We start from the raw sequence: 24,050 nt of genomic DNA, 5'->3' as shown, positions 1-24,050 counted from the left end.
AACTGTGCGGCGCACGTCTACGATAGGGCGATGCACCGCCACTGGCGCCACAGGCTCGTTGCTCTCACCCTCGCGTCGCTGTACAGCGTCATCGCGGGGCTGGGGTACAGCCTGCACTCGCTGATGGCGCCCGCCGCCGACAGCGGTTGTGCGTCGGCGTCGTGCAGTTGCTGCGGCCCGAGGGCGCCGATCGCGGCCGACGGATTCCGGGCCGCGACCCAAGGGCACGACGCTGCATCGTGCGCCGTGTGCTCGCTGCTCGCCCAGATGCGGGCCGGGCAGACCGCGCTGCCGCCCGCCACGGACCGCAGCGAAAGCGTCTCTCACCCTGCGCCCCTCGCGCGCAGCGTCTTCCCGGCGGCGGCCCACCGGCTCGCCGACCCGCGCGGCCCGCCGGCCCCCACGGCGTAGCCCCCCGCGGCAGTCGCGTTTCATCGACCCACGGTCGGTGCGCCGCCGCTCCACGCTCTGGACGCAACCAGCCAACGGGCTCCGACCCGTCGGCGCGTAGCCCCACCGTGCGCGCAAAGCTGCCCACCCCCCCCTTTGCCATAAGGACGCCCTCGATGCGCCCAGTCCTGCGCTGCCGGTGCGCGCCTAACCGCGCCGGTTTCACCCTTGTCGAACTGCTGGTGGTGATCGCCATCATCGGCGTGCTGGTTGCGCTGTTACTGCCCGCCGTGCAGGCGGCCCGGGCCGCGGCCCGGCGCACCCAGTGCGCCAGCGGCATGCGGCAGTTGGGTCTGGCGGTGCACCAGTTCGCTACGGTGCACAACGGCAAGTTCCCGCTGGTGGCCCACGGGCACGACCAGTCGGAGTCGTGGATCGACAGCCTGCGCCCCTTCATGGAAGACGTGGACAAGGTCCGCTACTGCCCGGAAGAACAGGACGAGATCGACCAGGCGCGGGCCACGGTAGCGGGCCGGGTGGCCGAGGGGCTGGCCCCGGCGGGCGCCGAGCGCAAGCTCACCAGCTACGCGTTCAACGCCTACCTGCGCAAGAAGGACCGCATCTCCCCCGGGCTGCCGCCGCCGATCCGGGCGGCGATGCAGCGGCAGAACGAGGGGCGCTACGCGAGCCTGTACGACCTGCCCGCCACCAACAAGACGATCGTGCTGTTCGAGGTGACGATCGCCCAGGTAGCGACCAACTACGACCACGTTGAGTCGGACGAGTGGTTCAGCGAGCAGAACCTCGCGAGCAACGCCTCGACCGGCGCGGTGTGGAACGACGTGCGCGGCGGCATCGCCGTCGATCGTCACGCCGGCGGGGTGGCGAACTACCTGTACGCGGACGGCCACGTCGAGGCCCTGGCGTCGGAGCAGGTCGCCCAGTGGTGCCAGGAAGGTTTTAACTTTGCCAGGCCGCCCGAGTAGCGGCGGCCCGTGGCTTTTTTTCTCCCAGCTCTTGTTCTTAATTCAGGAATAGTCCAATGCTTTCTACGATGATCCGCGGCGCAGCCGCACTTGCCGCGGTGTTGATGCCTACGCTCGCCGTCGCGCACAGCGACATCTTTGTCGCCAGCCAAGGGGGCCAGGTGGTGCTTGGCGCGGCGGCCGACCTCGACATGGAAGAAGGGGGGCCCTCCTTCGACCTGGAGACCAAGGTCTTCGAGGCCGTGTTCATCAAGCCCGCGGCGTCTACGCCGCCGTTCTTCTTCACGTTTGAGCGCGACGAGCCGGGCTTCTTCGGCTCCAACGCGTCGCAGGTCGCCGGCGCCGCTCCGCTGCCGGGCGACGCCGACGTCTCGGCGACGCTGCAGAGCTTCTCGCTGGGCGGCGCGACCAGCGACCTCTACTACTGGGACGGGCTGGGCGCCGTGAACTTCGCCCCCAACACGCAGCCCGGCGTGTCGTTCGTGATCGGCGGCGGTTCTCCCTTCGCGACCACGGCGCCGGACGGCTCGTTGGACGACCACCCGCTGTTCGGCCTCTCCGGGCCGGCCGCGGACGGCGTCTACTGGATGACGCTCACCGCCGGCGTAGAAGGGCTCACCGAGTCGGCGCCGATCAACCTGGTGTGGCTCGCCAGCAGCCTGATCGACGACGACGACGCCGCCGAAGAGTTTGAGGGACTGCTGGAGATATTCGAGGGATCGGGCGACCCGATGGACCTCGGCCGGTTCAGCAGCCTCGCCTACTTCGAAGAGGCGGTAGAGTTCGTCGACGCCCACGCGAGCGTCCCCGAGCCGTCGTCCGTAGCACTCGCGCTGTTGTGCGGCTGCGGCCTCGCGTGCCGCGCCGCAAGTCGCGCGTAGACATCCGCTGCCAAGCCTTCCCAGGTTGCGGGGCCGGTCGGTCCGGTCCCGCAACCCTTGGGGATCCCCCATCCCGTCATCGCCTGAACATGATTCCGATCCGCATCCTCACGCTCATTGTGCTGGGCCTCGGCGCCAGCGCCGCGGTCGCTCAGCACACCGATATCCTTGTGCAGCAGTTGGGGGGCAGGCTGACGGTCGGGATCAGCGACCTCGACGCCGGCACGGCCCAGGCGACGCGGGTTTTCACACGCCCGTTTCCGGCGAGCTACGCAGAAAACAACCCGGGCTTCAACGCGCTGTCGAGCGCCTCGCCCATCTTGCCGCCGGGGACGTCCGCGCTGCCCGGCTCGACGAACCTGGACTGGGACTTCCTGTCGATGCGCGGCGTGTGCGCCACGTCGAACCTGCTGTACTGGGACGGCGACGGCGCCACGCTAGACGACGTGTCGTTCGGCGCGGCCCCGGGCGCAGACTACCGCCTCTACCTGTACGGCAAGAACAACCAGTTCGCGGCCGTCGACGGCACGCCGACCATGGTCCCGGGGCACACGATCGAGACCACCGGCGCGAATGGCTTCATGCACGAGCACCGTTTCTTCTACCTGGACGACGACACAGACGTGAACAACGGCTCGGCGCCGGCCGAGGGTTACTATCTGATCTCGATGCAGTTGCGGATGGAGGGGCTGGAGGCCTCCGACCCGTTCTACGTCATCTGGTCGACCCCCGGCGCGTCGGTCGTGAAGCTTGAGCAACTCGCCCGCCCCTGGGTGAACGCGCGCGTCGATCTGTTCCACTCGACAACGCTCCCCGGCGACTACAACGCCGACGGCTCCGTAGACGCCGCGGACTACACCGTGTGGCGCGACACGCTTGGCAGCACGGCGGACCTCGCGGCCGACGGCGACTTCAACCTCGTCGTCGATCAGGGAGACTACGACTGCTGGCGGACGCACTACGGACCACCGCCGACGGCGGCGATAGGCGTTTCTGCTCCGGTCCCAGAACCCGGCGCGGCGCTGCTCGCCGCTCTAGCGAGCTGCATCGCGCTGGCGCCGACAGCCGCCGGCCTACGGTCGGCGCGTCGCGGGCGGTTCTTCTGGGGAGCCCGCTGACGTGGACCCGATCCGGCTCCAAGACCGACTGCGGATCGCACTGGTGGTGCTGGTGGGCGCCGTCGCCTGCGGCGGCTATGCGCTGCACGTCGCGCTGGGCTGCATGCACTCGGAGTGGACCTGCGCGCCGCTGCAGTGTGCGGGGGTCCAAGGCGAGAATGAACAGACGGGTCCCGCTCCGGGGGAGCGTACAGGGCTTGAGTCGGGCGATTGCCCGCTCTGCGAGCTGCTCGCCACCTTCCACGCCCCGGTGGCGTTAGAAGTCTCTTCCGTGCATGGCGGCCAAGTGGGTCGAGCCCCCAGCCCGACGCGGCAGGGACCCACCGAGCAGGGCGCCTGCTACCGGCGACGCCCCCGCGGCCCCCCGGGCGTAGCCTCTTAGGCACGACGGCAAGCGAGCCGGTCCGTCGGCGCATGCCGCCGACCAAGCCACGTGTCTGGCATCTTTCGTCCGGAGAAAGACCTCTGCCTCAGAGGAGCCGCCGAGGGTGCGCGCTTCTGATTCTGTTCCTGTTTTCACAAACTTTCATTGGAAGTACCTCTATGAACGCTTTACGTTACTGCTTGCCTGCTTTGTTCTGTCTGCCGCTTGTGGTCGGCGCCGCGCAGGCCGCCCCAGAACCGGGCATCACGCTCTACCATGTCGGCGTCGACAACGCGCCTGTCATCGGGTTCGGGTCGTACTCCGGCCTGTCGAACCCGAACTACCAGCGACTCACGTTCTTGCTTTCTCACACGTTCGTCGACACGCCGACCAGCAACCACTTCCACCGCATCGGCTCGTACGGCTATACCGGCGACCCGCTGGCGCCGACCCCGGCGTTCAGCGCTAACGACAGCCTGCCAGAGCCGTACTACGGCGACGACGGCCTGGCGTTGCTGCCCGGCGCCGGCGCCTTTGCGGGCAAGCTGGTTTCTGGCCTGGGGGCTTCCACGTTTCCCTCGGACCCCATCGAACAGGAGTACGGCGACCTGACGATCCGTCCCATCGACAACCTGCTTCAGTACGACGGGCTGGACGGCGGCACGCACCCCGGGCACTACCTGCTGAACGCCAGCGGGGACGCCTACAAGTCGTCTGTGGCCGGCGTGAGCGTCGGCATGATGCTGACGTCGATCACCCCGGGGCTGACGATCCACGACGCCTCCGGCGCGCCGCTGTTCTCCGGCGTCGGAGAGACGTTGATGCTGGGCCCCGGCGCCGACTGGTCGGTGCTGCCTGTGTTTGCCGTGGACGCCTCGGCAGCGACGGGAACCCCGTTCGAGGCGACGTTTGTGCTGAAGGACCTGAGCGCGTCGCCAACCCTGAGCGATTCGGCGCCGTTTAGCTTCAGCTTCGTCTCGGCGACCGCGGTTCCGGAACCCTCGACTTGGTTGCTCGCTATCGCGGGCCTGGTCGGCGCTGCGGCGCTGCGTCGCACCGGCGCCCGCCTAGCGTAGCGGTTGCCTTGTTGCCGACCGGCCCTGGCAGCCCCCTAGGGCCGGTCGGCTTTTTCTTGGTTCAATGCGAGGAGAGACAGGAGCCCTTGGTTCCGTCCGACGCGCGCTGCGCGATCGCGGCCCTCCCCCGACCGGAACCGTCCGCTAACCGCGGCCGGCTTGTATACTAGGGTTGCTACAGCAGGGCGCCGCACCCTTCAGATCTTTTCTTCAACGACTCGCTCGCACATGCAACGCCCTCTCCCGCTGTTGGTTGCCGCAACGCTGTGCCTGATCGCCGGGCCGCTCCTGGCCGACTTTCCCACGGGCAATCCGATCGGTGCGGCGATCCCGCTGTCTAGCTTCAGCGTCGAAGTAGAAGACGTGCTGCGGATCCCCAACAGCTCCGGGCAGGCGCCCCGGCTGGAAGGGCTGGTCCACGGGGGCGTGCCGGGGCTGGCCTATGTGTACGATCAGCGGGGCGCGATCTACACGTTCAACCCCACCGACGCGAGCCCCACGCCGACGCTGTTCTTCAACATCTACTCGCAGGTGCAGAACGGCAACATCGGCGTCCAGACGGGCCTGCGGGGGCTGGCGTTCCACCCCGATTTCAACACCCCCGGCGCCGCGGGGCAGGGGAAGTTCTACACCGCCCACAGCCGCAACGCCTTTGCGGCGGCCGTGGGTTCTCCCAAGTTCTTCAACTCGCCCCCGGGGCTCAACCACGACTCCGTGATCGGCGAGTGGTCCGTCGATCCCAACGGCGTTGTGGTCCCCAGCTCGTACCGCGAGCTGATCCGCGTTGGTCAGCCAGAGAACGACCACAACGTCGGCGAGATCGGGTTCAACCCCAACGCGGCGCCGGGCGACCCCGATTACGGGAACCTGTACATCGCGCTGGGGGATGGCGGCGGGGTCGGGAACCCCAACAACACCGCGCAAAACATCTCGATCAACGCGGCCGGCAGCGGCGGCAAGGGCTTCCCGCACGGCTCGCTGCTGCGGGTCAACCCGCTCGCCTCGGGGGGGAATCCCTTCACCGTGCCGAGCGACAACCCGTTCGTCGGCCAGGCCGACGTGATTCAAGAGGTGTGGGCCTACGGCCTGCGGAACCCGCACAACTTCGACTGGGACAGCGTGACAGGGAAGATGCTGATCGCAGACATCGGCCAGGCCAATGTTGAGGAGATCAACCTGGGGGTCGCCGGCGCCAACTACGGCTGGAGCGTCAGCGAGGGGACCTTCCGCGTGGTCAACGCGAACGTCGTGGACAACCTGCCGGTCGACCATCCTGCGGATCCATACACCTACCCGGTGGCGCAGTACGACCACGACCTGAACAACAACAACCAGCCGGACGGCCTGATCGCCGTCGCCGGGGGCCCCGTCTACCGCGGCGAGGCGCTCCCCGGGCTGACCGGGAGGTACCTCTTCGGCGATTTCGCCCAGGGCGGGGCGCTCTACTCGGTCGGCGTTGGCGACCTGGAGCTGCGCGACGACTTGACCAACGTCGGCCAGTACAGCGGCGGCCACTTGGCCCCGATCTCCGAGCTCCGGCTCACGCGCGGCGGCTCGCCCACGACGCTCCTAGCGATCATCCGGAACGCGAGCCAGAACTTCGGACTCAGCCGGACCGACGTCCGCATCGCAGCGGGGCCGGACGGCGAGGTCTACTTGTTGAACAAGCACGACGGGATGGTCCGTCGGCTCGCGTCGATCACGGGGGTGCTGCCGGGCGACTTCAACAACGACGGCGCTGTAGACGCCGCCGATTACACGGTGTGGTGCGACCACGTCGGCGCCCCGTCGGGAACCCTGCCCAACGACCCCGAGGGGGGCGTGATCGGTCAGTCGCAGTACGAGCTGTGGCGGGCGAACTTCGCCGCCGCGGCCCAGGCCGCCACGGCCGCCTCCGTGCCGGAACCCGCCACGGCGACGCTGCTGGCCGCGTTCGGCGCAATTGCAGCGCTCGGCATCCGCCGACGCCAAGCCGCCTAGCAGCAGCCACGAACGCGGGACGCAATGGAGCCGGAAGCGCCCGCGCCCGGAGGGGCCGGGGCAACGCGCGACGTGCCTCCGGGCGCTGACGCTTCCGGCCCTCGGCGGATCGCTACGCCAACCGCCGGCCTCCGTCGTCCGCGGCGAACAAGTGCACAGCGCCCGGCCCCACGCTGAGCCGCACCCGAGCCGGGGGCTCGCCCGGCGGGGCCAGCGGCGTGCGGACCACGCAGGGGGTTGGGCCGACGTTCAGGTGCAGCAGGTTCTCGTGCCCCAATTGCTCGATGCCGTACAGAGACCCTTCTGCAAGGGGCATGCCCGAGCCATCGATCAGCAGGTCTTCGGGACGGACCCCCAGCACCGCCGGGCCGTCCGCCACGCCCGGCATCGGAACGCTGTTGGTCGACCCATCCGGACGAAACTGCCCGCCGCGGACCCCGCCCGGGAAGAGGTTCATCGCGGGGCTGCCGATGAACGCGGCGACAAACCGGTTCGCGGGCCGGTGGTACACCTCCAGCGGGGGCGCCGCCTGCTGCACCACGCCGTCGCGCATCAGAACCAGCCGGTCTCCGAGGGTCATCGCCTCGACCTGGTCGTGCGTGACGTAGATCATCGTCGTTCCGAGCCGCCGATGGAGCGCAGCGATCTCGGTGCGCGTCTCGGAGCGCAGCTTGGCGTCGAGGTTCGACAGCGGCTCGTCGAACAGGAACACCTGGGGCTGGCGTACGATCGCGCGGCCGAGCGCCACGCGCTGCCGCTGCCCGCCCGAGAGCTCCTTCGGGCGGCGGTCGAGCAGTGCGTCGAGCCCCAGCATCGCAGAGGCCTCGGCGACGCGGCTCTCGATCTCCGGCCGGGGCGTGCGCCGCATCCGCAGCCCGAACGACAGGTTCTTGCGCACCGTCATGTGCGGGTAGAGCGCGTAGTTCTGGAACACCATCGCGACGTCACGCTTGGCCGGGGCGACGTCGTTCACGCGTCGGTCGCCGATGAAGATGTCGCCCGAGGTGACCTCTTCGAGCCCGGCGATCATCCGCAGCGTGGTGCTCTTGCCGCAGCCGCTGGGCCCCACGAGAACGACAAACTCGCCGTCGGCGATATCAACCGAGATATCCCGCACGGCGTGGAAGCCGGGGTAGTGCTTGTTCAGGTTGGTGAGTCGGACGCAGGCCATTTTTTGGGACGGGTGAAAGCTAGTGCGTTGCTTACGGGAAGGGAGAGGTGGGGATGACGGGAGAGGTGGGGATGGGCGATTGTGAGTGCGTGCGCCTTTTGGGTGCAGAGTACAACTTCTTCCAGGGCCTAGTGATGGGGAACCAACTTCGTTCCATGCCTCATTCGTCTTCTCAAGCTTCTCCCACTAGCCGTGCCCAGCTGATCAACCAATGCGACTGATTCACCCATCCCCCAATCCCCAGGCATCTCCACCTCTCCCTTGTTCACGCAGCAGCGCGTATGTACTTGGTCATTCCTTCACCGATCCTAGCGTCATCCCCGACACAAGGTACCGGCTAAGCACCAGGAACACGACGACCACCGGCACGCTCACCAGCAGCGACGCCGCGGCGTATAGGCCCCACTGGGTGCTCATGCTGGCCTGGAAGCTCTTGAGGCCCAGCGGCAGCGTAAACATCTCTTCGTTCTGCAGCACCTGGGCGGCCACCAGGTACTCGCTCCAGGCGCTCAGGAACGAGAAAAGCGCCGTGATCACCAGCCCCGGCGCGGCCAGCGGCAGCACCACGCGGTAGAAGGCCTGCCACTGCGAGCAGCCGTCCATCCGCGCGGCCTCTTCCAGCGCCGGTGGGATGGTGTCGTAGAAGCCCTTCATCTGCCAGACGCAGAAGGGCAGGGCGGTAGACACATAGAACGCCACTAGGCCCAGGTACGTGTCCAGCAGCCCCAGCCACGCGATCATCACGTACAGCGGCAGCAGCAGCATCGTAGCGGGGAACATCTGCGTGGTCAGCACCGCCAGCATCAAAGCACGCCGGCCCACAAACCGGCAGCGGCTAAACGCGTAGCCGCTGAGCGACGCCAGCGCGACGCCGGTGACGGTGACCGCCGCCGAAACCACCAGCGAGTTCCACACCCATCGCAAGAACGGGTGGTCGCGGAACAGCGCTGCGTACGACTCGAACGTCGCCCCCTCGGGGATCAGCCGCCACTGGGTGGTGCGGAGCTGATTGCCCGGTCTGAGCGAGATCGACACGACGTCCATCACCGGCCACAGCGCGATCGCCACAAACAACAGCAGCACCGCGTGCCGCAGCAGCTTGAGGTAGAGCGGGTCGCGTTGGCTGGGTGAGGGCATTAGTTGAATCTAAGTGAGGTAGTTTCAACGTCTAGCAGGCAAATCCAATGACTGACGAAAGATCTCTCGCAGAGGCGCAGAGACGCGGAGAGTTCGAGCCCCTCTGCGCCTCTGCGAGAGACCATCGTCGACTCTCCTAGGTCATTGATCTTCAAGTTACCCCCTCGGTCGCTCGCGTGCGGCTGAGGAACAACATCGAGAAGCCCAGCAGCATGCCGAAGATCACCATTGAGAGCGCGGCGCCGTAGCCGTACTGGTACAGGTTGAACACTGCCTTGTAGACGTACGACACCAGGATGTGCGTCTTGTCGCTCGGCTCGCCCCCGTTGGAGACCAGCCACACGATGTTCAGGTTGTTGAAAGTCCACACCGCGCCCAGCGTCACGGCCGGCAGCATGACGGGGCGGAGCATCGGGACGGTGATGTTCCAGAACTGTTGCCAGCGCGAGGCGCGGTCGATGGTGGCGGCCTCGTACAGCTCCTGCGGGATCCCCTGCAGGCCGCCGAGCGCTACGATCATCATGAACGGGAAGCCCAGCCATACGTTGGCGATGATGCACGCGGCGAACGCGGGCCCCGGCTCGGTGAGCCACACCTCGGGGAGCTGGAGGAAGCCGGGGAGCCACCGGTTGACGGCGGTCGCCAGTTGGCTGGCGGAGCCGAACTCGGCGTCAAACATCCCCCGCCAGGTGAGCGCCGTGATGTAGGCCGGCACCGCCCACGGGATCACCAGCAGCAGGCGGTAGATCGGCTTGCCCCGGATCGGCCCGTTGAGCGCCAGCGCCAGCATCACGCCGAGCGTCACGTGGAAGAAGACGTTGATCACGGTCCAGGCGATCGTCTTGCCGAGCACTCCCCAGAATGCGCCCGACTGGCGCCCAAAGAAGATGTCGGCGTAGTTGCCCACGCCCACCACTTCCCAGTCGTGGAACCGCGAGAGCGACATGTTGGAGAACGACAGCACGATGTTGTACGCCAACGGAAACAGCACCGTCGCAAAGATCAGCGCTACCGAGGGGGCGACAAACAGGTAGGCGAGCCGGTTGCGGGAGAAGTCGCGCGTCACCCGCACCGCCACCCACACCGCCGCGATCGCCAGCGCCGCGAGCGACGCCACGCCCATCACCTTCACCGGCAGCGCGCTCCAGTCCTTGGCCACCGGCACGAGCAGCCGCTGGATGTTGCTCACGGCTTCGGCCTGCATAGCGGCCGCCGCCTGCTCGGGGGTCATGCGGCCGGCCATCAGCGACTGGTAGTGGGGCCGCATGGAGTCCCAGATGACCCGCAGCTCGACGTCGGTCGGCATCAAGCGGCCTACCTCCAACTGCGCGAGCGACGCGGTCAGGATCGGGTCGTTCAGCTCGCGGGCCTCGGCCCGCACCGAGAGCCGGGAGGGGACCGTGCGCTGCTCCTCGAGGGCGATCCGCTGCGAGTCTTCGTTGATCAGGAAGCGGATCAGGTCGACCCCCGCGTCGCGGCCGGCGCCGGCCGAGGCCACGGTGAGGCTGTACCCGCGTGGGGCGACCATCGGCGCCATCGGCAGCCCGGTTTCGCTGACCACCGGCAGCGGCGCGACCGCGGCGTCGATGCCGGGCGCGGAGGCGTACTTCTGCCAGCTCCAATCGCCGTCGATGAGCATGGCGACCTTGCCCTCCAGGAACAGGCTCGCCGCCCCCTCGTAGTCGGCCGACCTGGGGAGCAGCCCCTTCTCTCGCAGACCAGAAACGAACCGGTACGCGGCGACCGACTCGGGCGTGTCGAGCGTCGGCACGGGGCGGCCGTCCTCGCGCTTGTCGGCGAACACCCAAGCGCCGTAGCCGGTGAGGAACGGCACCGCGAAGAAGGGCTCGCGGTAGTTCCACACCAGCCCGTACCGCTCCGGCCGGCCGTCGGAGTCGGCGTCGATGGTGTTCGCCTCGGCGAGAGCGACCAGCTCGTCGGTGCTCTTGGGAGCCGACGGCACGCGGCGGCGGTCGTACACCAGGGCCAAGTGGTTGCCGAACCGGTCCCCCAGCATCAGCAGGTTGTCGCGGTCGGGCGACTCCTTGGCGGGGAGCGACACCACCGCTCGCGGGTCGAAGTCGGCGAGCTCCTCGGCGGTGAAGAACTCCGCCAGGTCGCGCAGCGCGCCGATGGTGTGGTACACGCCGATCACGTCCGACGGGCCGAACACCACGTCGGGGCCCCGGCCGACCAGCACCGCCGACTCGAGGCCGCTGCGTAGTTCTTCGGTTTCTTTGTACAGCGAGCGGACCCGGACCCGCGGATGCTGCTGTTCGAACGCAGCGATCCGCGCTTCCAGCACCTCGGCGTCGCCCGGGCGCATCTGGTGCCACAGGGTGACGACGGTGGGACGCTCGGCCGCGGCGGACGGGCCACAAGCGAACCACCCGGCGAGCAGGCCAGCAAGCAGCCGAGCAACAGGAGTGGCCCGGGTCCCCCACGCGCGGCGCGCCTTGCTGCATGGCGCCCGATGGGGCCCGCGGGGGCGATGCGCATTGCGGTGGTCGCCCAGCAAGTCAACTGCCTCCGACCTGGCGGACGACCACGCCGTCGCGCGGCGGGGTGACTAGTTCCCACGCGTTGTCCGAGGTCTGCTTGAGGCTCACCGTCTCGGGCGAGCCAGACGCGGTGAACACCTCCACCAGCCAGCTCCCGGCCGGAGTCGGAAGGACCAGCTTCCACGGCTTGTCGCCGCGGTTGAACGTAGCGATCAGTTGGTGGTCTCCCAGCGTGCGACGGAACGCGAAGGCGGAATGCTGGTCGTCCGTGGCGACGACCTCGATATCGCCACGCCGCAGCGCCTCGTAGCCGGCGCGTAGCTTGCACGCCGCGGCGTAGAAGGCCTGGAGCTTCAAGTCGACCGCGACCTGGTCGGGCTCGCGTGGGCGGCCGAGCGGGTCGGCGCCTTCGTCGTCGTACCGCAGGTCTTCCCACAGCATGGGTTTGCGGTCGCCGGGGTCGTCGGCCCCCCACATCCCCGCCTCGTCGCCGTAGTAGATCATCGGGGCGCCGACGTAGGTCATCTGGAACAGCGTGATGAGGCGCTGCAGGGCCAACTCCTGCTCGGTTGGTTTGCGGACGTTGTACTCGCTCCAGTTCCTGGGGGAGACCCGCTCGCTGACGTCGTAGTCGAAGCGGTCGGGCCGCAGGTAGGGCCGGTCGGCCGACGCGTTGACGATCATTGAGCCGACGCGGTCGGTGTCGTGCGAGTCGATCAGGTTCTGCAGCGCCAGTTGCCGGCGGGGCGGGTGGCCCGCGCGGCGCGTTTCAATCTGCTCGGTAAACTCGCTGGCCGGCAGCACGCCGTCGATGAAGAACCCCTTCACCGGGAAGGCGAAGCCGTGGTAGTTCATGGTGGCCGAGAAACCCCCTTCGGCCAGGAAGTCGGCAGAGCCATCGTCCCAGAACTCGGCCACCGTGTAAGCCTGCGGGTTGAGCTGGCGGACCAGGGCGTTCCAGTCTCGCCAGAAGCCGATCGGCACCTCGGCGGCGACGTCGAGCCGCCAGCCGTCGATCCCGTCGTCGGGATCGCCGTCCCCGTCGGGGTCCATCCAGCGGCGGGTGGCGTCGAAGACGTAGCGTTTGGGGCCCGGGTGCAGGTCTTTGCCGTCCGCCGTGTCTGCGAACTCGGGGAGCGTGTCGACGCCCCACCACCCCTTGTAGCGGAACTCGTTCGGCTCGGTCGTCGGGTCGTCGAATGCTTCGACGATGTACCAGTCGACGTAGGGCGACTGCTGCTGCTTCTCTCGCAGGTCGGCAAACGCGAAGAAGTCGCGCCCGGTGTGGTTGAAGACGCCGTCCACGATCACCCACATCTTGCGGCGGTGCGCTTCTACGATGATCTTCTTGAACAGCTCGTCGGCCGCGGTCCATCGCCAGGTGGCGGGGTCGCTGGTCTCTTGGGCGATGATCGCCAGGTCCCCATCGGGGTCGGGGCCGAAGTAGGGGTCGACGTGGTGGTAGCTGGCGCCGTCGTACTTGTGCAGGCTGCGGGCGTGGAACACGGGGTTGAAGTAGATGGCGCCTACGCCCATCTCCATCAAGTAGTCCAGCTTGTCGAGCACCCCCTGCAGGTCGCCCCCGTAGCGGCGGTGGAACACGCCGTTTTCGTAGAAGTTGTCGCCAAGCGCCTGCTCCCAGTCCGCACGCGCGTACCAGTCGCTGGTCCACGGGGTGACGGACCACGGGGTGTCGGAGTCGGGGCCCGGAATGACGTCGGGGAACTCAAGCGACGCGTGCGTCGGGTCGTTGCTGGGGTCGCCGTTCCGGAAGCGTTCCGGGAACAATTGATAAAAGACGACCCCCTCGGCCCATGCCGGCACGGCTGGGTCGAGGGGGTCGGTCGGTTCTGCTCCGGGCGGGGCGTCGGACGGCCGCGCGGCTGTCGGGGTCGCCTTGCGGGGCGCCTCCGCCGCGGGCTCGCCGCACCCCAGTGTGAGGAGCGCCGCGGCGGCTAACACGCATCTCGACGTTTGCATCGCGGCGTAGTCCGGCACGTTGAGGCTCTGGTTGACGTGGTTCAGGCGACCGCCCGGCGTAGCCGGCCTACGCCGGCCGCGGCCCCGAGCAGGCACAGCAGCGTCAGCGCGCTCGGCTCCGGCACGCCGGCGGCCGCGACGCCGGCGCCCGGCACGGCGACGCGGACAAACTGGTTGCCCGGCAGGTCAACGAAGCTCCCCAGCGGCGAGGCGCCGAAGAACAAACCGCCGATGTTGCCCGCGGTCGTACCGGGATCCATCAGTTCAAGGAACCGGATCACGCCGCCCCCTTCGCCCAGCACTTGGTTTGACAAGAAGTCGTGATTGCCTCCGCCGATCATGATCGCCAGCCGGACCTCGCTGCCGAGGGTCCCGAGTTGGCTGAGCGGCACGCTGAACTCGATGCCGGTGTTGACATCGGCCGGCGTGTCGATCTCGGTCAGGGCGAAGTCGTCGCCGCTGCCGGTGACGCCCCCCGTGTTGCTGTTGTTGAACCCTAGCCGCAGGTCGACAAAGTTGTTGAAGTTGCGGTGGCTGCTGGAGTTGTTCATCGCCGGATCAACGAGCCCCACCTCGGCGGGGTCGACGTTCAGGGCGAACTCGAACTCCCGCGCGCTGCAATCGACGCCCGCGTCGCTCGTGCAGCCGCCGGCGCCCAGGGCGTACGTGCGGTCGATCAGCTCTCCCTGGCCCAAGCCCGTGAGGGTGAAGGCGCTGGTCAGGTCGGCCGTGTTGCCCGGGTTGCCGCTCGGCTTGAAGGGGTAGTCGCCCAGCGTCCCCGCGCCGGCGCCGGTTTGCCCGAAATTCGCCTTCCAGGTGTCGTACTGCGCCTGGCCGATCGTGCCGCCGGTGGGGTCGTTCTGCAGCACGTTCGTGGTGCCGACACTGTCACGCCACAGCGTGTAGTCCGCGGCGTTTACCGTGCCGTCGTTGTTGTAGTCGCCGCTCGCCGCGCCGCCGGCGTCGCGCAGCACGCGGGGGGCGCCGCCCGGGGCAAGCTGCATGCCGAGCCCGCCGACGCGTCCCGCCGTTCCGTCGGTTAGGTCGGCCCAACTGGCGCTGACGGCCCAGAATCCGGCTTCACCGGGTGTACCGGGGCTATCGACCTTGCCGGGGTTCACCGTCTCGCCGCCGTTGGTGATGATCAACAGCCGGTCGGCGGTGAATCCCGAGTCGAACGCCAGGCCGTTCATCCTTTGCAGGGCGCCGGTGCCGGTGGTGTTGTTGCCGTTTGGCGGCGCGAAGCCGCCGCAACAGAACCCGTCGAGCCCAGCCGGAAGCGCCGCGCCGTTGAGCTGGTTGACGCCCGCGCTGGTGCCGGAGTCGATGAACACGTTCAGCTTGTTGAAGTTGTCCTCGAGATTGCCGGTGACCATCACGTAGAGCCGGTCGCCCGAGATGCGTGCGAACACGCCGTCGAGTTCGGAGCCGCCGCCGGCGATGATCGCGTCGGGGTTGTTGGCGTCGCCGAAGCCGGTGCGGGTGTCCTGAGTCGCCAGGGCCGAACCGTAGAACGACGTGTCGCCCGTGAGCGAACCATCGACCGTGGGCTGCGCCAACGCCGGCGCTGCGGCCAAGACGATCAGCAGCGAGAGTTTCCCAGTCATAGCCTGATCCTTACGAGAGAGGGGTTGCCGGCCGAGGGCCCAGGCCCCGGGCTCGGCGTGTTGGATGGATTCCGTCCAGAAGCCGTCGCCGCGTGCCTGCGGCGAAACCAATAATTACTAGCCAAACGACGATCCAGGCGCGGGGCTCGGGGACCGCGGCGCCCACCGCGCCAAAAGCGCCCAATGGCTGCCGCCCGAACCCGAACGCGGACCGCCACACGCCGTAGTCGTCCGCGTCGACATCGCCGTCAAAGTCGCCGTCTGCCGTGATCAAACCGTCACGCCACAGGGTGTAGTCCGCGGCGTCCACCACGCCGTCGAGGTTGAAGTCCCCCGGCGCTGTCCGCACCAAGCGGGTGACGAACAGCCGGGCGTCGGTCAGGTCGGCCGTGCCGCTGGCGTCGATGTCGAACGCCCAGGCGTCCGAGCCAAGGTTCGCGTACAGCAGCTCGAGGTCGGCCGTGCCGGTGAGGCTGTCGGCGTCGAGGTCGGCGCGGCGACGGAGCACGCCGTCGAACTCGCCCAGCACCGCGGCGCTGGCGCCGCCGTCGACCAGGTAGTCCTCCAGCAGCAGCAGGTCGCGCCCGTCGATCAGCCCGTCTGCGTTGGGGTCGGCGGCGGGGTTGAAGTTCTGGTTTTGACGTTGCAGCAAACGCTCAAAGCCCTGCAGGCCCCGTACGTCGGAGGTCTCGAACACGCCGTTGCCGTTGAGGTCGCCGAACCCGGCGCCTAGGTTCGTCTCGGCCAGCAGCCCCGCGAAACGCTGCACGCTGCGGTTGCCGGTCTCTTCGAACGTGACCACCGTCACCGCGTGGGCGCCGGAGATCACCCCGGTTCGGCCGGAGACCCACTGGTCGCGGTCGTAGTAGCCCGCCTGTCCCTGGCCCAGCGACACGAGGTCGAGCACCTGCTGGTCGGTGATCGCGGCGCCCAGGTTGAAGAAGACGTGGACGTTCGAAGCGGTCTTGTCGACCGATTCGACGATCAGGTCGCGGTTGTCGGGGTTGCCGAGGTCGTTGGCGAACGGCTCGAAGCTCACCACGCGCGATTCGGGGGGCAGGCGGTCGACGTACACCGTTTGACGGAAATCGGTGAAGACCGCGGGGCCGCCGTCGCCGCCGGTCGCCGCGTCGCGGTGGCGGAAGGCGCGTACCGTGAGGTAGTTGCGGCCCTCGGGGAGCTGCGTGGCGTCGATCGACTGCTCGTACACGCCTACGCCGGTTCCTACGTTCTGACCATCTTGCCACACGTAGCCGGGCGATCGTGTGAGGGTGAAGTTCTCAAATCCGTACGCAACATCACCCGGCGTGACGACATCTACCGCGCCGCTGCCGTTCAGGTCGATCCCGCCGTTGATCTTCAGCAGGGCGGTGTCGCCGTCGGCGTGGGAGTCCCGCACCGGGTTCGCCTCGCCGGCGGGTGCGGGCAGCGTAACCGCGGCCGTGTCGAGGCGGACGGTGAACGAGCCCCCCGTCACCACGGCGATGTCCGCCAATCGGGCCAGGCCGTTGTTGCCGGCCGAGGGCGTCGCGCCGGCGAGCACGCCCGAGGCGCCGCTCAGCGACACGCTCCCTTGCGGCCCGGCGACGCCGTAGATGACGTAGCCCCGACCGGTGGGGTCGTTGCCGGGGATGCTCACGGGGATCTGCCCCTGGGCGTCAACACGCACGGCGTCCGCGATCGCCCCGCCCGGATCAACCGAGGGGTCTGCCGCGTTGCCGGTGAGCTCCACGAGCACCGTGCCGGGGGCAAAGTCGGTCTGCACCGTGCGGGTCTCGACGACGCCGTCGTTGCGGCTGTTCAGTCCGACGACGGCCGACTTCGACCGTTCGTAGATCAGCACGTTCGAGAACCCATTGGGGTTGAACGCGTCGTCGATCCAGCGTTCGCGGTAGTCGCCCCGGCCGTGGGAGTTGCGCAGCTCAACCAGGGTGGTGATCGTGTCGCCGTAGAACCCCCCCAGCGCGTCGGCCTTGCCGTCTTGGGGGAAGTCGCGGCCGTCGCCGAACTCCAGCGCGTTGGCGTAGACGATGGCGTTGCCGGGCCGCATCAGCGTGTAGGCGTACGCTAGGTTCTGTAGGAAGGGGCCCGACTCGTCGTGGCTCTGAGCGAAGGCCACGCCTTGGCTGCCGTTGTTCAAGCCGTCGTCGTTCAGGTCGATGCTGGCGTTGCGGATGGAGTGCCAGTTATTGGCCAGCCCGTTGGAGGTGAGGTTCTGCTTGAGGGCGCCGAACAGGTTGAAGTCGAGCGCGTCGCGGTTGCCGCCGACTTGTCCCAGGTTGGCGTTGTTGATGTCTTTGCGGATGAAATCTTGCTGGAACGCGAAACTGTCGTAGCCCACCTCCGTAAAGGAATAAACGTGCTGCGGCGATCCATCAAGCAGCGGCTCCTTTTTCGTCAGGAACAGCGCCTGGTCGAGGTAGTCCATCACGTAACGCGGGAAGTGCCGGCCCGCGTCGATGCGGAACCCGTCGACGCCGATCTCCTGAACCATCCAGCGGGCGCTGCGCAGCACCACCCCTAACGCGTTCTCGGTCACGGCGTCGCCCGACAGCGGGTCGGCCGTGTTGTAGTCGTAGAGCGTGACGTTCTGGCCGAGCCTCGGGTCGAACACCGTGGTCCCGCCGGCGTCGCGGTCGGGGTAGAAGCGCGCGTTCTCCAGGTTGGGGACGTTGGCCGGCGCGCGGCCGAAGATGCCCGCCGTGCCGGCCGGGATGTTGTCGGGGTTGCTCGCGTCCACCGGGTGGCGGATGAACTGATGGTTCTTGCCCTGGTCGATATCGATCAGGCCCGAGAGGCGGAAGGTCTGCTCGTCGGTCTCGAACGCGCCGTGGAAGTCGCCGTCGATATCGTCCGGGAGCCGGAGCACAAAGCCGGGGTATCCGCCGGCCTGCAAGAAAGTGATGTCGTCCGACGTGTCGCCCGGGGTTCCGCGGTTGTCGAAGGTGCTGGCGTCGCTAAAGCCGTTGTGGTTGGGGATGAAGTCGGTGTTCACCAGCAGGCCCGCGCGGTGCGCCTGCTCGACCAGCGTCTTGAGTCCCGTCTCGGTGCCGTACAGTGTTTCGTTGCGCGGCGAGCCCAAATCGAAGCGATCGAACACGTCGTAGCCAACACTCAGTCCGCCGGAGTCGGCCTTGGCGGGCGGCGGCAGCCACAGCCGGCCATAGCCCGCGGCGAAGATGTCGGGGGTGCGGTTCTCAATGGTTTGCCAACGCGCTTCGAAGAGCTGCAAGAACGCCGGAGCCGAGGCGTCTTGAGCCGCTGCGCGCAACGCGACGCAAGCGATCAGCAGGGCGGCGGTGATTGAGTAAAGGCGCATCTCTTGTAGCTTTGGGGAACGAACGCAGCCGAGAGACAGTACAACCCGCAGCAGACGGCTAACGGCGTCGTCGCGTAGGCGGCTTGGGCTTCCAGCCCGGCGGCGCCTCGGTCGAGAGCTCGATCGTGATCTTGTTCCGGCCGGGCGTGACCGTGTACTTGAGCCCAGAAGACTCGGCGGAGCGGTACCACTCCGGGGTGAGCAGCTTTCCCGCCGGCGGGGGCCCGCCGTCGGCCGTTTGCAGCACCGTCGACGGTTCGTGGGCGACCACCGTCACGGCGTACTCGCCGGAGGGGAGCCCATCTTCACGGCCGGTGCGGATGGTGTACTCGCCCCCTGCGCCAATGCGGGCGTAGGCCGCGGGCCCGCCGGACATGGGGATGAACGAGACGGTGCCGGTTTCGATGGCGTTGCCGTCGAGCAGCACAGAACCAGAAACGCTTGAGTCGTAGGGGCCGCCACAGCCGACGGCGGCCGCGAACCCTATCCCAAGCATCAGGCAGCAAGCAGATTTGTGGTTCAAGATTTTGGCGCCTCCGTCTGGTCGCCCGCGGGAGCGGCGTTAGTCTCACCCGATTCCGGCTGTGCGTCTTTGTCTGGCTCTGGGGCGGGTTTCGACGCCGGCGCTGGGTCGGAGTCGCCTTGTTGGGGTTGAGTCTCCGCGGCCGGCTCATTGCCGGAACCCTGGCTGCCGGCGGCAGCGTCGCCGTCCGACGCGGCGGGTCCGGCTACTGCGGCCGCGTCCTCGGCGCCGACGCGTTCGAGCTCGAGCGGAAAGACGTTCGGGCCGGGCTTGACCGTCAATTTCAATGGGCTGGTTTCAGGCGTTGCGTACTTGTCCGCCATCAGACGCGGCCCGGGCATCGGCGGGCCCCCCGGCCGCTCTGAGTCGCCCGAAGGTCCGGTGACGACCACCGTCACGACGTACTCTCCCGGCGCCAGGTCTCCGCTTTCGGGGGTCTTGCGGTCCCCCTGCCCGGTCCGCAGCGTGTAGCTGCCGTCGTCGAACACGCGGCCGGTGGCCGGCGGGCCGCCGGAGACCGGGTGGAAAGTCACCGACCCGCGGTGCGCCAGGTCGCCGTCCACGGTCACCACGCCGGTCACGACCGCGTTGTCTTCGGCCGAGTCGCAGCCGACCGCTGCGGTCAGACCGGCGAGCAAGCAGGCGAAGCAAACCGATGGCAAGGACCTGATCATGTTTGGGGCAGTCGTGTTGTCGGGTAGGAAGGGGGTGCGTTCGAGAGGGTCGGCGCGCTACTGCAGGGAAGTCACCTCGTCGCCTGCGCGGGTCGCGAGTCCGCGGAAGTTGAGGGTGTCGATGTCTTCATTCACGAAGTGGACCGACCCATCCACCATGACGAACTGCGCTCCGCCCGGGTGCAGGCTCTTGAAGCCGCGGCCCTTGTACCATTCGCGCTTGAGGTCGTCTTCGGAGGCGTCGAGCGCGAAGTAGTTGAGGGGGATGCCGCAGGTGGCCCAGTCGCCATCGGAGAAGTAGGCGGCAGAGTGGAAGTCTTGGGAGATGACCGACTCGCCGGCAAGGAACGTCTTCGACGTGCCGTCGGTGATCTTCGAGAGCCTTACGGGGCGGTAGTACGAGTTGCGGAAGAGGACGCCGTTGCAGTCGACCGTGTTGTGCGCGTTGGGAGAGCCGATCGCGGGGGGCGCCGGGGTGACGTGTCCGTCGCCGTTGCCGAAGGGGGAGCTTGTCGAGCCCGGGTCCTGCGCGGCGTTCTCCCCCTCGGGGATAATCGAGTCGCCGATGCAGCCCTTGTAGCTAGAAGTGGCGACCTCGATCCCCTGCCAGTAGAACTGCTGCGTTGAGGTCGTGGCCGAAGGGTCGGAGGGGCAGGTGAGCACTTTGAGCTGCTGGCCGATGTAGTTCTCGCGGATCGCCCGCAGGCCCATCCCGCGTCCGGCGAGGCTCTTGGTGAAGTCGCCGACAAAGCCGGGCTTCATGCCGTCGTACAGCGCCTGCTCTTCGAGCTGCGGCAGGATGTCGACGATCCAGCCCTTGCCGCAATAGCCGTCGCCGCCGGTGGCGACGTCGCGCGACTTGCCGAAGTACTTGCCGTTGATGTCCCGCTCTTCCGACCATTGGTGGATGCTGATCGGCAGGTGCTTTGCGCTGACCTCGTAGTTCAACGCGGCGAGCCCTACGTTCTTCATGGCGTTGGAGCAACTGATCCGCCGGGCCGCCTCGCGGGCCGCCTGCACCGCGGGGAGCAGCAGCGCGACCAGGATGCCGATGATGGCGATCACCACCAGCAGCTCGACGAGCGTAAAACCCGACTTTGGGGATCGCAGTCGTGGGGATCGGTTGGCAATCATCCGTAACACCTTTCGCCTCGGGACAAGTAGAAGAACAAGCAGTCGAGTAACTACACCGATAACGCGGGCGTTGGTTCACGCCCCGCCGAGCCCCCGCCCCTCAGATCGCACCGAACCAGCGCCGCCGCGCCGTGCGATCGCGGCGCGGCGACGTCCGGTTCATTCGTTAACGCTTACGCCGCGCCAAGCCCAACCCGCCCAGGCAGGCCAGGGCCGAGAGGACGACGGACGAGGGCTCCGGGATCACTTCGCCGGTCACCGGCACGCGGAAGAACTGCGAGCCGGCGAAGTTGTTGAAGTTGATGCCGGAAAGGGTGCCGGTGAAGCCGCCGGCGCCGTCGCCACCCAGGTTCCCCTGAACAGGCAGCCCGCCGAGGATCTGATTGGAGTGGTAGTTGTTGTCGCCGTTGCCGTACGCGGCGTGGATATTGATCACCGAACCGATCGCGGGGCTGCCGATGTCCGCCAGCGCCACGGAGAACTCGAAGCCGGTAGTCACGGCCGCGGCCGCAGTCATATCGGCAGCAACGGAGGGGTCACCACCCACCACTCCCAATAGGTTGGTATTGTTGAAGCCGAATTCGGCGGGCGTCGAAAGGTAGGGAGTGGTGCCGTTCCCGCTGGCGAACACCGTACCAGACTGGATGTTTCCGGACCCAACTGTTGCGGCACCAAAATTGCCGCCACAGGTGACGCAGGTTCCACCGTCACGATCGACGATATCGACCTCAAAGGCTCCGCCATTCCAGCGCCCAAAGACGTGGTAGTCCGCCTCGAAGCCTGTATCAAAGGTCAGGCCGCCGAAATTCTGGCTGCGCCCGCCGTCGTAGTTCGGCGTGCTGGAGAGCACGTTCTCTCCACCCGCCTTGGAATCGATGAACAAGTGGATCTTATTAAAGTTGCCTTCCACGTTGCCGGTGATGAGCACGTAGAGGCGGTCGTTCCAGACCTTCGCATAGCCAGCGTCAAGCTCACCACCGTTGGTCGTCGAAGTGGTGTCGCCGAAGCCGGTCGTGACCGTCTGCACGGCGAGCGCCGCGCCGTAGGACGCGTCGAGCGTGCCGTCGACCGTGATGGCCGCCCAGGCGGGCGCCGTCATGGCAGAAAGGATCGTCAGTGTTGCAATGAGTCTCATGAGTCTCTGATCTCCCTGAAGAAACGTTCCTACACCCCAGCAGCGTTGCAGCGGATACACACCGCGGGACGGCCGCAATCGTTGCGGGCGCCTAGCTTCAACGCCGTTGGTACTCTTTTCTTGCGAGCCCGCGGCCGCAATCGCACTTGATTTGACGAGTCGCCGATTAGTTGTTTGGAGAAGCGCCTGAACCTGTTGAACCCGTCGCGATGCGTTTACCCTAAACGCAAGCCGTCAGGTCGCTCGAAATCGTTGACAAACGTCTACCACTGATCCTAGTTGAATCGGAGTGAACCCGCGAGTTTTTCTCGCAGAACCCCCGCGATCACCCCTTTGATTCCAGCCGCGGCCACCTCGTTGTTGGCCGGCGCCGGCTGGCCGGTTACGGCCCGGAAGCTTGCGCCAACGCGCACCTCGTCGATCTCGTGCAGCTTGGCGCCGTCGAAGTTGGCCAGGCTGATGCGGTCGAAGGCAAAGTTGCCCCGCATGGTCGCCCCCGGCACGCAACTGCGTTCGTCCAGCAGCGACTCGGGGTTTCGGTAGACCGTCACCAGGTCGTTGTCTGAGTCGCCGAAGTCGATCCGCAGCACATACAGGTTGACCCCGGTGTCTTCTTCTCCCAGCGGCTCGAAGCGTACGCCGCGCGTCTGTTGGAAGTTGCTGGTTAGCCCGTAGCCGTGGCGGTCGACGCCGTTGCCGACGCACAGCACCCGGTTCGAGTTTCCATCCCCTCGGTGCAGCTCGAACCCGTAGAACACGTCGTCTACCTTGGAGACACGCTGCAAGAAGCTCACGTAGATCGAGCGGCCGTTGCGGCCGATGAGCCGCAGGCCGTCGGCGTTCTCTACCAGGCCGGCCGCGTCGAACACGCCGCCGATGCTGGTGCTCAGCGCGCGGCGGATGCGGTTCTGCTGGTCGCTCTGCACCATCCGGTTGCCCAGGGCCAACAGGTCGAACGAGGCGAGGCTGCCCTGCGCCACGCCGTTGGATTCGGCCGCGCCGCCGGCGGCGGGGTCTCCCGCCTCGAGGTCGGCCCAGGGGCCGGCCCAGCCGAAGCCGCCGTTCTGCCAGGCCAGGGGGCCGACCGGGTAGGTGAAGTCGTCGAACGCCAGCAGGCCCTCGCCCGGACCGCTGCGGGTGGCGAGCGTGCGGACAAAGCCCTCGCCATCCGCCCGCATCAACGCGTACTGCGCCGACACGCCGGTCAGACGCACCGCCTCGCTGTTGGTGAGGTTCACGTTCTCGATGGCGCGGCCCGTGGCGTCGAGCACTTGGGCGTGCACGGGCCCCTCAAACACGTGGACCTCCGAGCCGCCGTCGGCGCTGGCGACCAGGCCGAACTGGGCCCCGCTGTCGGCGACCGCCAACCGGGGGGTCCGCACCGAGAACCCTTCGGCGCGGCGCGGGACCGCGGCCGAGGCCCGGCCGGTGTACAGCTCGACGGTGTCGGCGTCGGGGATGCGGAAGGTGGCGGGGCCCTCGAGCACCAGCCGCGCCCCGCCGGAGAACGTCAGCTCCGCGATCCCTGCCTCGAGCTCCAGCAACTGGCCGCCGGCCAGGTCGCTGCCAAAGCCGATGTCCGAGCGGTCCCCCCGCCAGCGGCAGTTCCGCGTGGCGGCGACGCGTGCGACGGCGTCGCCTGTCGCTCCCCATTGTTCGCTGGGAGGAGCATCGCTGGCGACAACCGCGGTCCGATCGCGGAGGGCCTCGTAAGTCGCCCACGACGACGCCAGTGAGGCGATCGCTACCGAGCAGGCGATCGCCAGCAGGGTGCGGAGGCGGCTGGGTTGGTTGTCGATGTGCGGCCGGTTGGTGTGGCCGAGCGTGCCGGCCGGCTGCTGTTGCGATGCGCCGGCGTGGTGCATGGCGCTGAGCTCGGCCTCGATCCGCATCGCGTCCATGTAGAAGCGTCGCGCTTCGGGCTCGGCCTCGAGCCGGGCGTTCAGCTCCGCGAGCTGCGCGTCGCTGATCGACCGATCAACGAGCGCGTCGAGCAGCTCGTGCAGGTTGGCGGCGGGCTCGTGATGATTGGGGATGGCCATCGAACGTTCGAAACGTTGTGTTGCGGTTGGAC

Annotated in this window: 18 protein-coding genes; 7 read left to right on the top strand and 11 right to left on the bottom strand. The window is 67.7% G+C overall.

Annotated elements, in window-relative coordinates:
- Positions 1 to 30 precede the first annotated feature (30 nt).
- The 7 genes from Pla175_RS17985 to Pla175_RS17955 all read left to right on the top strand — a co-directional run bounded on the left by Pla175_RS17985 (position 31) and on the right by Pla175_RS17955 (position 6,795).
- Positions 31 to 411 (top strand): hypothetical protein, encoded by a 381-nt coding sequence (locus Pla175_RS17985; RefSeq protein ID WP_145288339.1) that lies wholly within the window; start codon positions 31 to 33, stop codon positions 409 to 411.
- Positions 412 to 566: 155 nt separating this feature from the next.
- Positions 567 to 1,376 carry a prepilin-type N-terminal cleavage/methylation domain-containing protein gene (locus tag Pla175_RS17980; protein WP_145288335.1) on the top strand — a complete coding sequence of 270 codons (810 nt, stop codon included), beginning with the start codon at positions 567 to 569 and terminating at the stop codon, positions 1,374 to 1,376.
- 56 nt (positions 1,377 to 1,432) lie between these two features.
- Entirely contained in the window at positions 1,433 to 2,257 is an 825-nt protein-coding gene (locus Pla175_RS17975; protein ID WP_145288332.1) for a hypothetical protein, read from the top strand.
- Between the two features lie 89 nt (positions 2,258 to 2,346).
- A complete protein-coding gene (locus tag Pla175_RS17970) occupies positions 2,347 to 3,375 on the top strand; it encodes a hypothetical protein (protein WP_145288328.1) in 1,029 nt (342 codons plus the stop codon).
- Position 3,376: 1 nt separating this feature from the next.
- Entirely contained in the window at positions 3,377 to 3,757 is a 381-nt protein-coding gene (locus Pla175_RS17965; RefSeq protein WP_145288325.1) for a hypothetical protein, read from the top strand.
- A 161-nt stretch (positions 3,758 to 3,918) separates the two neighbouring features.
- Entirely contained in the window at positions 3,919 to 4,815 is an 897-nt protein-coding gene (locus tag Pla175_RS17960) for an all3515 family Zur-repressed PEP-CTERM protein (RefSeq protein ID WP_197526953.1), read from the top strand.
- A 228-nt stretch (positions 4,816 to 5,043) separates the two neighbouring features.
- Positions 5,044 to 6,795 carry a PQQ-dependent sugar dehydrogenase gene (locus Pla175_RS17955; RefSeq protein ID WP_145292147.1) on the top strand — a complete coding sequence of 584 codons (1,752 nt, stop codon included), beginning with the start codon at positions 5,044 to 5,046 and terminating at the stop codon, positions 6,793 to 6,795.
- Between the two features lie 112 nt (positions 6,796 to 6,907).
- Here Pla175_RS17955 and Pla175_RS17950 read toward each other — a convergent pair whose 3' ends face one another.
- The 11 genes from Pla175_RS17950 to Pla175_RS17900 all read right to left on the bottom strand — a co-directional run bounded on the left by Pla175_RS17950 (position 6,908) and on the right by Pla175_RS17900 (position 24,018).
- A complete protein-coding gene (locus Pla175_RS17950; RefSeq protein ID WP_145288319.1) occupies positions 6,908 to 7,966 on the bottom strand; it encodes an ABC transporter ATP-binding protein in 1,059 nt (352 codons plus the stop codon).
- A gap of 291 nt (positions 7,967 to 8,257) precedes the next feature.
- A complete protein-coding gene (locus Pla175_RS17945; RefSeq protein ID WP_145288316.1) occupies positions 8,258 to 9,103 on the bottom strand; it encodes a sugar ABC transporter permease in 846 nt (281 codons plus the stop codon).
- 151 nt (positions 9,104 to 9,254) lie between these two features.
- Complete coding sequence (locus tag Pla175_RS17940; protein ID WP_145288312.1) at positions 9,255 to 11,429, bottom strand: extracellular solute-binding protein; 2,175 nt, start codon at positions 11,427 to 11,429, stop codon at positions 9,255 to 9,257.
- Between the two features lie 193 nt (positions 11,430 to 11,622).
- Positions 11,623 to 13,602, bottom strand: coding sequence for a glycoside hydrolase family 13 protein (locus tag Pla175_RS17935; RefSeq protein ID WP_197526952.1), 1,980 nt, complete (start codon positions 13,600 to 13,602; stop codon positions 11,623 to 11,625).
- Between the two features lie 23 nt (positions 13,603 to 13,625).
- Positions 13,626 to 15,191: a hypothetical protein gene (locus Pla175_RS17930; protein ID WP_145288308.1), complete on the bottom strand. Its 1,566-nt coding sequence runs from the start codon at positions 15,189 to 15,191 to the stop codon at positions 13,626 to 13,628.
- A gap of 10 nt (positions 15,192 to 15,201) precedes the next feature.
- Positions 15,202 to 18,510, bottom strand: a complete 3,309-nt coding sequence (locus Pla175_RS17925) for an alpha-amylase family glycosyl hydrolase (protein ID WP_145288303.1) — start codon at positions 18,508 to 18,510, stop codon at positions 15,202 to 15,204.
- A gap of 58 nt (positions 18,511 to 18,568) precedes the next feature.
- Positions 18,569 to 19,033 (bottom strand): carboxypeptidase-like regulatory domain-containing protein, encoded by a 465-nt coding sequence (locus Pla175_RS17920; RefSeq protein ID WP_145288300.1) that lies wholly within the window; start codon positions 19,031 to 19,033, stop codon positions 18,569 to 18,571.
- On the bottom strand, positions 19,030 to 19,707 hold the full coding sequence (locus tag Pla175_RS17915; RefSeq protein WP_145288297.1) for a hypothetical protein: 678 nt from the start codon (positions 19,705 to 19,707) through the stop codon (positions 19,030 to 19,032). The genes Pla175_RS17920 and Pla175_RS17915 overlap by 4 nt, the downstream gene beginning before the upstream one ends.
- Positions 19,708 to 19,764: 57 nt before the next feature.
- Positions 19,765 to 20,841 (bottom strand): DUF1559 domain-containing protein, encoded by a 1,077-nt coding sequence (locus Pla175_RS17910; RefSeq protein WP_145292145.1) that lies wholly within the window; start codon positions 20,839 to 20,841, stop codon positions 19,765 to 19,767.
- Positions 20,842 to 21,007: 166 nt separating this feature from the next.
- The gene (locus Pla175_RS17905) at positions 21,008 to 21,940 is read right to left on the bottom strand and encodes a PEP-CTERM sorting domain-containing protein (protein ID WP_197526951.1); all 933 of its coding nucleotides are present in this window, start codon (positions 21,938 to 21,940) and stop codon (positions 21,008 to 21,010) included.
- Positions 21,941 to 22,251: 311 nt separating this feature from the next.
- Entirely contained in the window at positions 22,252 to 24,018 is a 1,767-nt protein-coding gene (locus tag Pla175_RS17900; protein WP_145288289.1) for a FecR domain-containing protein, read from the bottom strand.
- Positions 24,019 to 24,050 lie beyond the last annotated feature (32 nt).

The organism is Pirellulimonas nuda, from assembly GCF_007750855.1.
In the GTDB taxonomy this organism is placed as follows: Bacteria; Planctomycetota; Planctomycetia; order Pirellulales; family Lacipirellulaceae; genus Pirellulimonas; species Pirellulimonas nuda.
The sequence above is the reverse complement of the archived record's forward strand: the minus strand, read 5'-3'. Positions and strand labels throughout refer to the sequence as shown.